This is a genomic window from Frateuria edaphi (assembly GCF_021117405.1).
Lineage (GTDB): Bacteria > Pseudomonadota > Gammaproteobacteria > Xanthomonadales > Rhodanobacteraceae > Frateuria_A > Frateuria_A edaphi.
The window spans coordinates 942725-956217 of the sequence record NZ_CP088251.1 but is presented as its reverse complement, the minus strand read 5'-3'; the positions used below and the strand labels follow the sequence as shown (position 1 = coordinate 956217).

At 69.0% G+C, this 13493-nt stretch carries 13 protein-coding genes and 1 pseudogene; 7 read left to right on the top strand and 7 right to left on the bottom strand.

What is annotated here, in order from left to right; translation table 11 throughout:
• Positions 1-35 precede the first annotated feature (35 nt).
• The 3 genes from LQ772_RS04410 to LQ772_RS04400 form a co-directional block, all read right to left on the bottom strand.
• Positions 36-1070, bottom strand: coding sequence for an isoaspartyl peptidase/L-asparaginase family protein (locus LQ772_RS04410; protein WP_425600824.1), 1035 nt, complete (start codon positions 1068-1070; stop codon positions 36-38).
• A gap of 80 nt (positions 1071-1150) precedes the next feature.
• Positions 1151-2674, bottom strand: coding sequence for a M56 family metallopeptidase (locus LQ772_RS04405; protein ID WP_231324316.1), 1524 nt, complete (start codon positions 2672-2674; stop codon positions 1151-1153).
• Positions 2664-3032, bottom strand: coding sequence for a BlaI/MecI/CopY family transcriptional regulator (locus tag LQ772_RS04400; RefSeq protein WP_231324314.1), 369 nt, complete (start codon positions 3030-3032; stop codon positions 2664-2666). The genes LQ772_RS04405 and LQ772_RS04400 overlap by 11 nt, the downstream gene beginning before the upstream one ends.
• A 123-nt stretch (positions 3033-3155) precedes the next feature.
• Between LQ772_RS04400 and LQ772_RS04395 the strand changes: the two are divergent.
• A pseudogene (locus LQ772_RS04395) lies at positions 3156-3959 on the top strand (CoA transferase subunit A); the annotation flags it as partial.
• Positions 3960-4100: 141 nt separating this feature from the next.
• On the top strand, positions 4101-4730 hold the full coding sequence (locus tag LQ772_RS04390; protein WP_231325891.1) for a CoA transferase subunit B: 630 nt from the start codon (positions 4101-4103) through the stop codon (positions 4728-4730).
• Positions 4731-4817: 87 nt separating this feature from the next.
• On the opposite strand, the gene LQ772_RS04385 is transcribed toward LQ772_RS04390, so the two are convergent.
• From LQ772_RS04385 to LQ772_RS04375, 3 genes are all read right to left on the bottom strand, one after another.
• The gene (locus tag LQ772_RS04385; protein WP_231324312.1) at positions 4818-5777 is read right to left on the bottom strand and encodes a sensor histidine kinase; all 960 of its coding nucleotides are present in this window, start codon (positions 5775-5777) and stop codon (positions 4818-4820) included.
• Positions 5778-5819: 42 nt separating this feature from the next.
• Positions 5820-6545, bottom strand: a complete 726-nt coding sequence (locus LQ772_RS04380; RefSeq protein ID WP_209619864.1) for a response regulator transcription factor — start codon at positions 6543-6545, stop codon at positions 5820-5822.
• A 130-nt stretch (positions 6546-6675) separates the two neighbouring features.
• Positions 6676-7308 carry an arylesterase gene (locus LQ772_RS04375; protein ID WP_231324310.1) on the bottom strand — a complete coding sequence of 211 codons (633 nt, stop codon included), beginning with the start codon at positions 7306-7308 and terminating at the stop codon, positions 6676-6678.
• Here LQ772_RS04375 and LQ772_RS04370 point away from each other — a divergent pair.
• The 5 genes from LQ772_RS04370 to LQ772_RS04350 all read left to right on the top strand — a co-directional run bounded on the left by LQ772_RS04370 (position 7307) and on the right by LQ772_RS04350 (position 12585).
• Positions 7307-8002 carry an ABC transporter ATP-binding protein gene (locus tag LQ772_RS04370; protein ID WP_231324308.1) on the top strand — a complete coding sequence of 232 codons (696 nt, stop codon included), beginning with the start codon at positions 7307-7309 and terminating at the stop codon, positions 8000-8002. The two genes, LQ772_RS04375 and LQ772_RS04370, sit on opposite strands and share 2 nt — an antisense overlap.
• Before the next feature lie 76 nt (positions 8003-8078).
• Complete coding sequence (locus tag LQ772_RS04365; protein WP_231324306.1) at positions 8079-10559, top strand: ABC transporter permease; 2481 nt, start codon at positions 8079-8081, stop codon at positions 10557-10559.
• A gap of 40 nt (positions 10560-10599) precedes the next feature.
• Positions 10600-10806: a glycine zipper domain-containing protein gene (locus LQ772_RS04360; RefSeq protein WP_231324304.1), complete on the top strand. Its 207-nt coding sequence runs from the start codon at positions 10600-10602 to the stop codon at positions 10804-10806.
• 20 nt (positions 10807-10826) lie between these two features.
• Positions 10827-11447: a glutathione S-transferase family protein gene (locus tag LQ772_RS04355; protein ID WP_231324303.1), complete on the top strand. Its 621-nt coding sequence runs from the start codon at positions 10827-10829 to the stop codon at positions 11445-11447.
• Positions 11448-11466: 19 nt separating this feature from the next.
• Entirely contained in the window at positions 11467-12585 is a 1119-nt protein-coding gene (locus LQ772_RS04350; protein WP_231324301.1) for an SLC13 family permease, read from the top strand.
• 97 nt (positions 12586-12682) lie between these two features.
• Here the strand turns inward: LQ772_RS04350 and LQ772_RS04345 are convergent, their stop codons facing one another.
• Positions 12683-13450 (bottom strand): DUF4097 family beta strand repeat-containing protein, encoded by a 768-nt coding sequence (locus LQ772_RS04345; protein WP_231324299.1) that lies wholly within the window; start codon positions 13448-13450, stop codon positions 12683-12685.
• Positions 13451-13493: the final 43 nt, after the last annotated feature.

Below are 13493 nucleotides of genomic sequence, written 5' to 3'. Positions count from 1 at the left end.
AGCCAATACGCTGGAGCCCAAACCCGTCGCCAGCCCTACTCGCCGCCCTCCTCCTGCTGCGCCGCACCCGGGTCCGGCTCATCGTCGTAGATCGCCACGTGCGGCACGCCATCGGCACCGATCCAGCCGCGATACATGCCGTCGGTATTGAACGGCATGGCGATGTGGCCCTTCGCATCCAGTGCGATGGCGCCGCCGTTGCCACCCATCGCGGGGATCTCCTGGTTGATCACCTCGGCAGCGGCGCGCTCCAGCGGCACGTGCATCAGCGATACGCGCATGCAGATCGCGTGCGCCGCCACGGTGCGAAGATAGAACTCGCCCCAGCCCGTGCCGGAGACCGCGCAATCTGCGTTGGCATAGGTACCCGCGCCGATGATCGGCGAATCGCCCACCCTGCCCCAGCGCTTGTCGGTCATGCCACCGGTGGAGGTGCCAGCCGCCAGATGGCCCTGTGCATCCAGCGCCACGGCGCCGACGGTGCCGAAATGCTTGGCCGTCTCCACGTCCGAATGCGGCCTGCCTTCGCGATCTTCCTTCAGCGCCCTCTGCAACTGCTGCCAGCGTTGCTCGGTACGAAAATACGACGGATCGACCAGCGCAACCCCCACTTCCCGCGCAAACGCCTCGGCACCATCCCCGACCAGCATCACGTGCTGCGATTTTTCCAGTACTGCGCGCGCCAGCAAGATCGGGTTCTTCACACGGTGCACGCCGGCGATCGATCCGGCGCGCAGGGTGTCACCGTCCATGATCGCCGCGTCCAGCTCGTTGCGACCGTCGTGGGTGAACACCGAGCCTTTGCCGGCGTTGAAATTGGGGTCGTCCTCCAGCACGGTCAACGCCGCGGTGACGCCATCGAGCGCCGGCTTGCCCGCCTTGAGCTGCGCGTAGCCGCTCTGGAGCGCGCGGGCGAGCGCCGCCCGGACTTCCTTTTCCTTTGCCGGGTTCATGTCGCGCCGGATGACCCCCGACCCGCCGTGGACGATCAGGACGGGCGTGGTGGCGGCATGGCTCATGGCGGCGATCCCCAGGGCGGTCAGGGCGGCGAACACGCGCAGCGGCTTCACTTGGATGTCTCCCGGTGACGATCCCGGAGTATATCCAGCCGCGTCGGCATCCCAGCAGGCGCGGCCGTAACGCGACTTTCCTACGACTTCGGTTCGAAACGTACGCGCCGGCCATCGAACACCGCGCGCAAGCCATCCTGGTCGGCCACCAACTGCATGGCCGACATCGCCGGCACCTGCTGGAAATCGAGCGTCACCCGACGCTGGTCGATCGCCTCCGGATTGACCAGCACGAAGCCCGCGGTCGTGGCGATCCAACCGGCCACCTGGCGCGCGGCGGCGCCTCGGACCTTCATGGTGACCGGCGCTTCCATGCCTTTCGCGGCGGCCGGACAGCCCGGCTGCGGCGTGATCTCCACGGCGTACTGCTCGGACCCGCCAGGGATCTTGCCCGACGCGTGCAGCGGCTGCCTGAGCGTCCCCGCTAGATGGTTCCGGGCAGGCTCGGCTTCCGCCTTCTCGCGCACCGCCAGGTCGATGCTCACACGCTTGTCCGACAGCGGACGGGTGATGGCATCGAGTGCGATGCCGTGGGTCTCCAGCCGCGCGGTCTGGCCCGGCGGCATGCACAAGGCGACGTTGATCCGTTCGGCATGGCTCGCCTTGGCATCGACACGGCCCAGTGCGAGCTGGATGTCCAGCTGGTATTGGCGATCGCCGGATACCGCGCGAGGGGTCGTGCCAGCGGCTGGCGTACTGGCCGCGTAGACCACGCCGGTGAGGGCGGCCGACAGCGCGAGGCTGGCAAACACGCCAAGGTGTCGACGAAAGGGACCGGGCGAGGGCGACTTCAGCATGGCGATGCGCTCCGTGAGTGGGTGGCGGGACGACCAACTGCATCCCACCGGCAGCACCTGCAGCGCGGCGGGGGTTTTCAACATGGCCCGGGCATAGCTGCGACGGCAGCCGCATCGCTTGCGCAACACGGCGGCATCGCAGGCCAGTTCCTGATCGTGGCGCAGCGCGGGCAGCGCCCACCATGCGAGCGGGTGGAACCAGAACAGCGAAGCGAGCACCTGCGCCAACAGGCTCCACCACCCGTCCCTGCGGCGCGCATGCGTGGCTTCGTGCGCGAGGATCAAGGCCTGCTCGTCATCCGCGTAGCGAACCGCGAAATCGGCCGGCACCACGATCCGCGGACGCCACGCACCCACCAGCGCAGGACCCGTTTCCACGTCCGTCGCACGCAGCACCGGCCATCGAAGCGACGCATCCGGGAGCGCCACCGCACCCCGCAACCGCGCGCGATAGCGCGACTGCGCGGCGCCCGCGCGGACCAGGCTGGCCGCAACGCCCAGGAGCCAAGCCCATCCCAGCGCCCCGTACCAGTCGAAGCCGCCGCCTTGCACGCGTGGCAAGGCGTCGCTGGCCGAGATCACCACCCACGCCGCTCCGGACAGCACGCCGGGACCCGCCGCAGCGGGATGCGGGAGTTGACTGGCCAGCATCGCCAGTGGCGGCAAGCCCCAAAGCAGAAAGGCGTTCTCGGCGCCGAACAGCCGGCGGCATGGCCGCCGAAGCAGGGCCACGCTAGCGAGCGCCCCGGTGCAGGCCAGCACCAGCAGGCCAGCCGGCCCCAGCCAATCCGCAGGCTCAGTGCTCATCGTCGAGTTCCTTCAACAGGCGGCGCAGCTCGGCGATGTCCTTCTTGGACAGCTTGCGCTGCTCGGAGAAATGGGCGACCAGCGGCGCGACGCGGCCACCGAACAGGCGATCGAGCAGGCCCTTGCTCTCCTGCGAGACGTATTTCTCACGGCTGAGCAGCGGCGTGTAGAGGTAGCGACGGCCGTCGCGTTCGGCCTTGACCGCCTTTTTCTTCAACAAACGGTTGAGCAGGGATTTGACCGTGCCCTCCTGCCAGCCCTGGCGGGGACCCACTTCGGCCAGGATATCTTCGGCACTGCGTGGCGACTGGCGCCAGAGCACTTCCATAACGACGGCTTCGGCTTCGCTGATGGCCACGGGGTATCCATTTACGTGTGTAAACGATTCTATGTTTACGCTTGTGAACGGCGACGTCAAGGGGCGCAGTCACGACGGGACGTCGCCGGCTTCCCGGGCGGGGAGCTGTCGCACGCGCGACGGATGGCGCTCGCACACAAGGTGCGCTCCCACGGGAATCGTGGGACGCTGGCACCGGGCGGCTGCACGAGATTTCACTGGCCGCTTTGCAAGTGCGGGTGTCGCGTACAGTTGCTCGCCGGTGGGCCGTGCCGAGGGGCTTACGACCTTGGTACGACGCGGCGCACCCGCGTTCCATCGTATCCTTGGCAGCTGATTCTCCATCCGGAAGGCACTGCTATGGACAAGGTGTATGCAAGCGCGAAAGCGGCTCTCGACGGCCTGCTGTTCGACGACATGACGATCGCCGCCGGCGGTTTCGGCCTGTGCGGCATCCCCGAGAACCTGATCGGCGCATTGCTGGACGCCGGCACCAAGGGGCTGACCATCGTCGGTAACAACGCCGGCGTGGACGATTTCGGCATGGGCCCGCTGCTCAAGACCCACCAGGTCAAGCGCGTGTACGCCTCCTACGTGGGCGAGAACAAGGAGTTCGAGCGCCAGGTGCTCTCTGGCGAGCTGGAACTTCACCTCACGCCGCAAGGCACGCTGGCCGAGAAGCTGCGCGCCGGCGGCGCCGGCATCCCGGGCTTCTACACGCGCACCGCGTTCGGCACCAAGCTGGCCGAGGGCAAGGAAACCAAGGTCTTCGACGGCAAGGAATACGTGCTCGAAGAAGCGATCCACGCCGACGTTTCCATCGTGAAGGCGTGGAAGGGCGACCGCCTTGGCAACCTGGTGTTCCGCGAGACGGCGCGCAACTTCAACCCGATGATCGCCACCTGCGGCAAGACGTGCGTGGCCGAGGTCGAACACCTGGTCGAGGTCGGCGAGCTCGACCCGAACAACGTCCACGTGCCCGGCATCTACGTCGACCGCATCGTACAGGGCGCGAAGTACGAGAAGCGCATCGAGTTCCGCACCGTCGCCGGCGCCAATACCGGCAAGGAAAACCCGACCCGCTCGGCGATGGCCCAGCGCGCGGCGAAGGAACTGCGCGACGGCTTCTACGTGAACCTGGGCATCGGCATCCCGACGCTGGTGGCCAATTACATCCCCGAAGGCATGGACGTGATCCTGCAATCGGAGAACGGCCTGCTCGGCATCGGTCCCTTCCCGGCGGAGGACCAGATCGATCCCGACCTCATCAACGCCGGCAAGCAGACCATCACTACCCTGCCCGGCTCGGCCTTTTTCTCCAGTGCCGATTCGTTCGCGATGATTCGCGGCGGCCATATCGACCTGTCGATCCTGGGCGGTCTGGAGGTTTCGGCCACCGGCGACCTGGCCAACTGGATGGTGCCAGGCAAGATGGTCAAGGGTCCGGGCGGCGCCATGGACCTGGTCAGCGGCGTCAAGCGCGTGGTCGTGCTGATGGAGCACACCGCGAAAGACGGTTCGCCCAAGATCAAGCCCCAGTGCGACCTGCCCTTGACCGGCAAGGAAGTGGTGGACTTGATCATCACCGATCTTGCGGTGTTCGAGGTCGAGAAGGGCAAGGGCCTGACGCTGGTCGAACTCCACCCGGGCGTGACGCTGGACGAGGTGAAGACCAAGACCGGTTGCGAGTTCGCCGTTTCGCCCTCGCTGAAGAGCTGAGCGCCTCACGCCCTGCAGGAGCGCACTTGTGCGCGACCGGGAGGATCACGGTCGCGCACAGGCGCGCCCCTGCAAGGGGTTGCCCGCTCAGGCCGGCAGCGTTTCCGGGAAGCGGATGCTCGCGATGTGCTCGCCGCCGTCGCGCGTCTGCAGTTCCAGCGGCCAATGGAAGCGCTCGCTGATGCGCTGGGCGATTGCCAGTTCGAAGCCGTGCCGGTCGATCGCCGGCGCATCCTCCACGCGGTTGGACACAGCCACCGCGCCGGGCAGCACGGTGATCAGGATCGTGCCGTGGTCGGCCTGCTGGCTGGCGTTGCGGATCAATTGCCAGCACAACACCATGAATACCCGTGGCGAGGCGCGCAGGGCGAAGCGCGCCGGCTCCTCGATCTTGAGGTCGACCGCCCGGCCTTCGAGCATCTGCTGCAGATCGTCCATGCCCTTGTGCAGGACGTCGTTGACGACGAACTCCTCCTCGCCCGCCCCCACGTCCGACTCCCGGGCCAGGATCAGCAATGCTTCGATCAACGCCTCCATCTCGCGCGTGGCGCGCTGGATGCGCTTGACCGAGCGCACGCCGAACTTGCTGAGCTCCGATTCGTCGGTGAGCATGTCGGCCGACATCTTGATCACCGTCAACGGGCTGCGCAGCTCGTGGCTGGCGTCACGGGTGAAGTTGCGCTCGCGCTGGTTGTAGCCGGCGATGCGCGTGGCAAAGCCGTGCAGGCCACGCGCAAGCGTCACCACGTCGGCGTCGGCCTGGTCGGACAGGCGCGTGGGCGCCAGCGCGTCCAGGTCAGGCTCCTCGTCCCAGGCGTCGATCACGCGCGCGAGCCGGCCGACCGGCCGCCATTGCCGCCGTGCCGCCAGCCATGCCAGGGCGCTGATGACGGCAAGCAGCACCAGTATCGCCACTGGCGGCGCGACGCCGTACACACCCAGCATGACGCAGATGACCACGCCGATCAGGTGCAGGCCGAAGATCAGCGCAAGCCGGCGGTGGAACGCACCGGCCCGCCTCTGTCCCCCGCCCTGTTTCCTGGGCAATCCCCTGTCCATACCTGTTGTTGCGATGCTCACCCCGCTCGATCAGGCGGTGGCCGTCGCCACTTCCGTTTCCAGGTCGGCCAGGCGGTAACCTGCCGAATGGATCGTGTGCAGCAACGGGCGGTCGAACGGCTTGTCGATGACGCGGCGCAGGTTGTACAGGTGCGAGCGCAGGGTGTCCGAGTCGGGCAGCGTGTCGCCCCAGATCTCCCGCTCGATGTCGCGACGGCTGACCACGCGGGGCGATTCGCGCATCAGGATCGCAAGCAGCTTCAGGCCGATCGGTGAAACGGTCAGCTCCTGCCCGCCGCGGGTCAGGCGCAGGGTGGCAGTGTCGAGCGTCATGTCGCCGACGGTGAGCACCTCGGAGGACACCTGGCGGCGATCGCGGCGGATCAGCGCGCGCAGGCGGGCTTCCAGCTCGCGCACCTCGAACGGCTTGACCAGGTAATCGTCCGCACCGGCTTCCAGGCCGATCAGCTTGTCTTCGAGCGTGTCGCGCGCGGTAAGCATGAGCACCGGCGTGGACTTCTTGGCGTCCTTGCGCAGCTTGCGGCACACGTCCAGGCCGTCCATGCCCGGCAGCATCAGGTCCAGCACGATGACGTCGTAGCTGTTCGACACCGCCAGGTGCAACCCACTGACGCCGTCGGCCGCATAGTCCACCGAATAGCCGCGGCGCTCCAGGAATTCTCCAACCATCTCAGCAATTTGCCGGTTGTCCTCGACCAGCAGGATCAAGCCGGACTGTTCGTCGCGCAGGCTCATGGTCCCTCCGTTGGTGGTTTTCACAAATGTGAAGAGCTAACGATCCGACGGGTGACAGCAGTGTGAAAGCTATAAACACGTGATTCAGCACGCGTTTTTTGTCGAGCCCGCTGGTGGGGTGCGAGCCTTTTCAGCGTAACAGTGGTGCGAGCTTGGCCCAAACCGTGGCAAACACGGCCGGCTCGCCCCCAGCAGTGGGATGCAAACCATCGGCCTGCATGAGCGACGGGTCAAGCGCGACTTTCTCGAGCAGGAAAGGCACCAGCGCCGTGCTTTTGCTGCGCGCGAGATCGGCGTATACGCCGCGCAGCGCCTCGCGGTAGCGCGGCCCGTAGTTCACCGGCAATTCGATCCCCACCAGCAGCACCTTGACATGCCTCTGGTGCGCCATGTCGATCATGGCCGCGAGGTTGTCCTTCATCGCCGCCAGCGGCAGGCCGCGCAGGCCGTCATTGCCGCCGAGCTCCAGCACGAGCACGTTCGGCTTGTACGTCTCCAGCAGCGCCGGAAGATGGTGTCGCCCGCTCAGCGTGGTCTCGCCGCTGATGCTGGCATTGACCACGCGCCAAGGTGGCTCCATCTTGCCAAGGCGTACTTCCAGCAGATGCACCCAGCCCTGGTTCGCGGCGATGTTGTGCGCGGCCGACAGCGAATCACCCAGCACAAGTATCGTCCTGGTCGCGGCCGTCTTCGGCGCGGCCGCCAGCGCGGCGCCGCTCCATCCCATCCACAACAGGGCCAGCAACCCGAGGACTCGACGCATGAGTGAATCTTCCCGACCGCTTCTGGAGGCCCGCGATGTTAGCAAGTCGGTCCGCGGCCCCGAGGGGAAGCTGGACATCCTGGCCGGCGTAAGCCTCTCGGTGCATGCCGGCGAGAGCTTCGCGATCGTCGGCGCGTCGGGCTCGGGCAAGACCACGCTGCTCGGCCTGCTGGCCGGGCTGGACGTGCCCAGCGCCGGCGCCATCCATCTGGACGGCCATGCGCTCCAGGCGACGGACGAGGAGGCGCGCGCGGATCTGCGCCGGCGGCTGGTCGGCTTCGTGTTCCAGTCCTTCCACCTGCTGCCGGCACTCACCGCGGAAGAAAACGTGATGCTGCCGCTGGAGCTGGAAGGTCGCGACGATGCGCGCGAACGGGCGCACGAAGCACTCGATGCGGTCGGGCTGCATGCGCGCCGGCGCCATTATCCCGCACAGCTTTCCGGTGGCGAGCAGCAGCGCGTGGCGATCGCGCGCGCGTTCGTGCACGGTCCGCGGGTGCTGTTCGCCGACGAGCCCACCGGCAATCTCGACCAGCGCACCGGGCGGCACGTCGCCGACCTGTTGTTCGCGCTCAATCGCGACCACCACACCACGCTCGTGCTGGTGACCCACGACGCGCAGCTGGCCGCGCGCTGCGCCCGCGGCGTGGAATTGATGGAGGGCCGCGTCGCTGCGCCGGCCGACGCCCGATGAGGCACCGCGACGCTGTAGGAATGCACCCCGTTCGCGACCGCCATGTGCGGCCACCGGCCGGTCGCGGAGCCGCCGCATGAAGCTGCTCCGCCTCGCCCTGCGCACCCTGCGCCGCGAATGGCACCTGCCGGAACTGCGCACGCTGGCCGCCTCGCTGCTGCTGGCCGTCGTGGCCCTCGGCGTCGTCGCCACGCTCGCCAGCCGTGTCGAACGCGGCCTGCTTGCCAGCGCCGCGGAGCTGATCGGCGGCGACGCCGGCCTGTCCGCGCCACAGACGGTGCCGCAAGGCTACGCCGACGAAGCGCGTCAGCGCGATCTGGCGGTGACCCGCAGCGCCGGGTTCCCAAGCGTGGCTTTCGCCGGCGAGCGCGGCCAGTTGCTCGACGTCGACGCGGTCGATGGCGCCTGGCCGCTGCGCGGCACACTGGAGCTTGCCGCGCATGGCGACTCCTCCGCGGGTCATGGCCCGGCGGCCGGCACCGTGTACCTGGACCATCGCGCGATGGTCGCTCTCGGCCTTGCCGTGGGCGACCGCGTGCAGCTGGGCGGCCGAGAGCTGACTGTCGCGGCCGAACTGGTGAGCCAGCCCGACGGCGGCCAGTTGGTGGCCATGGCCCCTCGCGCGCTGATGAACCTGGCCGACGCGCGGCGCGCCGGCCTGCTCGGCGTGGGCAGCCGTGCGCGCCACCGTCTTCTCGTCGCCGGGACGCCCGCGGCGGTCGGCAGTTGGCTCGCCTGGGTCAAGGGGCGACCCCTGCCCCAGGGCGCGGACCTGGTGACGCCCGAACAGACCCAGGAACGCATGCGCAACGCGTTCGACCGCGCCGGCGCGTTCCTGCGCCTGACCGCGTTGCTGTCGGCCCTGCTGGCCGGCGTGGCGATCGCACTGGCGGCGCAGCGCTACGCGCGGCGCAAGACCCCGGAGATCGCCCTGCTGCGGGCGCTGGGGACCGCACGCTCCCGCGTGCTCGCCCTGTTGCTGGCGACCCTGGGCGCGCTTGCGCTGCCGGCGGCCGCGCTGGGCGTGCTGTTGTCCTGGGGCTTGGCCGAAGGCGCCTGGCGCCTGGCCGGCGCCACGTTCGTGCACGTGCCTACTTCCCTGCCACTCTTGCCGGCGCTGGGCGCCGCGGCGATGGGTCTGGCGGTGCTCATCGGCTTCGCGCTGCCTCCACTGGCCCGCCTGGCCGAGGTGCCGCCGGTGGCCGTGTTCCGCGCCAGCATGGCGCGTCGCGTGCGCCGCGTCGACATGCTGTATCTGGCACCGGCGCTGGTTGCGCTGGCGCTGATCTGGAGCCAGAGCGGCTCGGCCAAACTGGCCGGCATCCTGGCTGTCAGCCTGTTCGGCGTCGCCGTACTCGCCGCCCTGCTCGCGCTGGTCCTGCTGTGGTTCGCGCGGCGCATCGCACCGGGAGCGCATCCGGCGCTACGGCTGGGGCTGGCCGCACTGGCGCGGCGGCGGGGCCTGAGTACGGTGCAGGCCACTGCACTCAGCCTCGGCCTGGTCGCCCTGCTGTTGCTCGCGGTGGTCGCGCCCGCGTTGCTGGAAGGTTGGCGCCGCGAGCTGCCGCCGGATACGCCCAACTGGTTCGTGCTCAACCTGCAGGACGACCAGCGCGCCGATTTCACCCGGCGCCTGGAGCAACTGGGCGCGCAGGAACTCAACATGCTGCCGCTGGCGGTGGGCAAGCTCGCCGCGATCAACGGCAAGCCGGTGGACCAGTTGCATTTCGCCGACCCACGCGCCAAGGAATGGGTCGACCGCCAGCTCCGGCTCTCATGGACCGGCACGCTGCCGCCGTCCAACCGGGTGATCGCCGGCCGCTGGGCAGGCGCGCGCCCACCGCAGGCGGAGGTATCGGTGGACACCATGTGGCGCGACATGTTCGCGTTGAAGCCCGGCGACCGCATGCGCTTCGACGTGGGCGAAGGCTCGCTCGAAGCCACTGTCGGCAGCGTGCGCCAGGTCGACTGGAGTTCGTTCCGGGTGAACTTCTTCCTGCTGCTGGACCCGGCGCATGCGAGCGGACTGCCGCACACCTGGCTGGCCAGTTTCTACCTGCCGCGCGGTCATGCCGAGGCGCTGGCGAAACTGTCGCGCGACTACAGCAACCTCAGTCTGGTGGACGTGGATGCATTGCTGGACCGGGTGCGTGAGATCGTCGACCAGGTCGGCGGCGCGGTGCGCTGGGTGCTCGGGTTCAGCCTGCTGGCCGGCGCCCTGGTGCTGGCCGCGGCGCTCGCCACCAGCGCGGCCGAGCGCCGGCACGAAGCCGCGCTGCTGCGCACGCTGGGCGCGCGACGTGGCCAGTTGCGGCTGGCGGCGGCCTGCGAGTTCGCCCTGCTGGGCCTGATCGCCGGCCTGACGGCGGCGCTGGGCGCCGCCGTCGCGGGCTGGTGGTTGGGGCGAGCGGTGTTCCGGCTTGACGATTTCATGCCACCGCTGGCGCCGCTGGCGGGTGCTGCGCTGCTGGCTGCCGCGGTGATCATGTTGCTCGGACTGGCGGGCACGCGGCGGGTCACCCGGACCTCGCCGATGCGGTTGTTGCGGGAAGGATGAGCCCGGCCCCAGACTGGGCGCTTGCCACCGGGATCCAGCCATGAGCGACAACCGCAAAACGACCCGCAGTCCACGCAACAGCCTGGGTACGGGTATTGCCCTTGGCGTGGCCATTGGCGCCGGCCTCGGCGTCGCCCTGCACAACCTCGCGCTCGGTATCGGCATCGGCGTGGCCATTGGCGTTGCGCTGGGCAGCGCCATGCGTGGCCGCGGCAACGATGGATCCGGTGAGCCGCCGCGGGATTGACCGAGCACGGAGAACGGCGCATGTACACGCTCTACTACGCTCCCGGCACCGCCAGCATGGTGGTGCACCTGGCCCTGCTGGAAACCGGCGCGCCACACGAACTCAAGCTGGTTGACCTGGATGCCGGGGCGCAGCGCGATCCCGGCTACCTCGAGCTCAACCCGCGCGGCGTGGTGCCCACGCTGGTGGTCGACGGCAAGCCGCTGAGCGAGTCGGCCGCGCTGTTGATGCTGCTGGCAGAGCGGCACCCCGGCTCGCCGCTCGCGCCGCCGCCCGGTACGCCCGAGCGGGCAGCCTGGTACCAGTGGATCGTCTACCTCAGCAACACGCTGATGTCCGCCTACCGCTTCTGGTTCTACCCGCAGGACCTGGACGACACGCCGGCCGTGCACGCGGCGCTGCAGCGGCGGATCGAGGGCGTATGGGACCTGCTCGATGCCCAACTGGCCGCACACGGCCCGTACCTGCTGGGCGAGCGTTTCTCCGGCGCCGACCTGTTGCTGACCATGCTCATGCGCTGGTCGCGCAACATGCCGCGCCCGGCGACCGAATGGCCGGCGCTCAAGCGGCTGGCGGATCTCGTGCGAGCGAGGCCGAGCTGGCAGCGGCTGTACGAGGTCGAGGGCCTGCGCGAATGGTAGGCCGTCCACGCAAGCACCGATGACCGTGCGCCACTGGCTGGACCGGCTGAAGGCCGAGTGGCTGCTGGTCGCCTTCGCCCTGCTCACGCTGGTGCTGGCGTTCGCCGATCCGCAACCGGCGGCCACCTGGCGCCGCTGGCTGCAGGGACCGACGCTGGCCGGCCTGGCCGGCCTGCTGATCGCCATCCAGGGCATCCGCGACAGTGCGCTGGTGCAGCACGCCGCCGCGCTGCTCGTGGCGCGCACGCATTCGCTGCGAAGCCTGGGCTTGCTGCTGGTCGGCGCCACCGCACTGCTGTCCATGGTTCTCACCAACGATGTCAGCCTGTTCGTGCTGGTGCCGCTGACCGTGGCGATCGGCGGGCTCTCGAACTTGCCGGTGCTGCGCATGGTGGTACTGGAGGCGCTGGCGGTGAACGCGGGCTCGACGCTGAGCCCGATCGGCAACCCACAGAACCTGCTGCTGTGGCAGCACGGACAGCTGTCGTTCCTGGGCTTCGTCTGGGCCATGCTGCCGGCGGCCGCAGTGATGTTCGTGCTGGTAGCGGCACTGACCTGGGCGTGGCTGCCACGCGATCGCGTGGCGCTGGCGCCGCAGGCGCTGGACCGTCAACCGGTGGCCCGCGGCCTGGCTATGCTGTCGACGGTCGCGTTGGCAGCCATGGTGGTGCTGATGGAGTACGGCCACGCGGCGTTCGGCGCCGGCGCGCTGCTGCTGGTATTCGTGCTCGCTGCCCCGCGCAGCCTGGCGCGTGTCGATTGGCTTCTGCTGCTCACCTTCGCCGCGATCTTCCTCGGGCTTGGCCATCTGGCCGAGCTGCCATGGGTCGACGCTGCGCTGGATCGCCTGGACTTCGGCCAGCCGCTCACGCTCTACCTGGGCGGCATCCTCGCCTCGCAGCTGATCAGCAACGTGCCGGCGACCGTGCTGTTGCTCGAACGCGCCCACGACCCGATTGCCCTTGCGGTGGCGGTGAACGTGGGCGGCTTCGGGGTGGCGATCGGTTCGCTGGCCAACCTCATCGCCCTGCGGCTGGCGCGCCAGCCGCACGGGCTGCGCGCGCTGCACCGGGTGTCGATTCCGTTCCTGCTGGTGTGCGCGCCACTTGTATACCTTGCGTGGCGGTGGCTTGGCTGACGGCTCGCATCCCCGTGGGGCTCACGGGTGAGCTGCAGTCCACCGCCGGCAAGGTGGGCGGTGGGCTGAAGTCCGCCCTGGCACGGTCCGCGTGGGATCAGTCGTCGTCGCGCGGCACGTCGACCTTGCCCTTGACCCCGTTGTAGCTCACGTCGCCGCTGCCCTTGGCACCAAGGCTGAGGTCGCCGCCCACGCCATCGACGTCCAGGTCGCCCGAGCCCAGCGTGTCGGCATGCACGCTGCCGCGCACGTTGCGCAGGGTCACGTCGCCCGAGCCGATGCTGCCCACGCGCGCGTCGCCGCCAATCCCGCTTGCGGTGAGGTCGCCCGAACCGACCGAGCCGACGTCCAGGCTGCCGACGTCGTGTGCCTCGGCATCGCCCGAACCCACGCTGGTGGCAAAGCGGCCGGCCACGTTGCGCACGTGCAGATCACCGGAACCGACGTGGCTGTCGAGCTGGGCGACCCCACTGACGTCGGCGTCACCCGAACCCACGTCCACCGTCAAGGGCAGGCTGGCCGGAAGCTCGACCGCCACGTCCAGGTCGGCCTCGCCGCTGCCGAGCCAGTGGAACCCGCGGCCGTTGCCGAGCTCGAGGATGAGCTGGTCGCCCTCGCGTCGCTGGGTGACGACCAGCTGGTCGAGCATGTCGCGGTCGGAAGCACAGGCCCGGCCGCGCGCATCGAGCTTGCGGGCATCGGCCCGGCCGGTCACGTGCAGATCGAAACTGTGCACCTCGATCTGCACGGCGCGTACGCCGGCCAGGTCGACGCTCATGTTGCGAGGTGCCTCGAAGGCGCAGTCGTCGGTCGCATGGCCGGCCAGCGGCGCAAGCAACAGCAGTGAGGCGAGGATGAGGCGCATGGGAGACTCCGCTTGGCTGAATGGACCCCCTTTGGATGCACCC

What these genes read in the sequence shown, in the direction of transcription:
- LQ772_RS04365 (WP_231324306.1), top strand. Translation starts at nt 8,079, where the DNA reads ATGAAGCTGCTCCGCCTCGCCCTGCGCACCCTGCGCCGCGAATGGCAC.
- LQ772_RS04350 (WP_231324301.1), top strand. Translation starts at nt 11,467, where the DNA reads ATGACCGTGCGCCACTGGCTGGACCGGCTGAAGGCCGAGTGGCTGCTG.
- LQ772_RS04375 (WP_231324310.1), bottom strand. Translation starts at nt 7,308, where the DNA reads ATGCGTCGAGTCCTCGGGTTGCTGGCCCTGTTGTGGATGGGATGGAGC.
- LQ772_RS04355 (WP_231324303.1), top strand. Translation starts at nt 10,827, where the DNA reads ATGTACACGCTCTACTACGCTCCCGGCACCGCCAGCATGGTGGTGCAC.
- LQ772_RS04380 (WP_209619864.1), bottom strand. Translation starts at nt 6,545, where the DNA reads ATGAGCCTGCGCGACGAACAGTCCGGCTTGATCCTGCTGGTCGAGGAC.
- LQ772_RS04360 (WP_231324304.1), top strand. Translation starts at nt 10,600, where the DNA reads ATGAGCGACAACCGCAAAACGACCCGCAGTCCACGCAACAGCCTGGGT.
- LQ772_RS04370 (WP_231324308.1), top strand. Translation starts at nt 7,307, where the DNA reads ATGAGTGAATCTTCCCGACCGCTTCTGGAGGCCCGCGATGTTAGCAAG.
- LQ772_RS04345 (WP_231324299.1), bottom strand. Translation starts at nt 13,450, where the DNA reads ATGCGCCTCATCCTCGCCTCACTGCTGTTGCTTGCGCCGCTGGCCGGC.
- LQ772_RS04390 (WP_231325891.1), top strand. Translation starts at nt 4,101, where the DNA reads ATGGCCCAGCGCGCGGCGAAGGAACTGCGCGACGGCTTCTACGTGAAC.
- LQ772_RS04405 (WP_231324316.1), bottom strand. Translation starts at nt 2,674, where the DNA reads ATGAGCACTGAGCCTGCGGATTGGCTGGGGCCGGCTGGCCTGCTGGTG.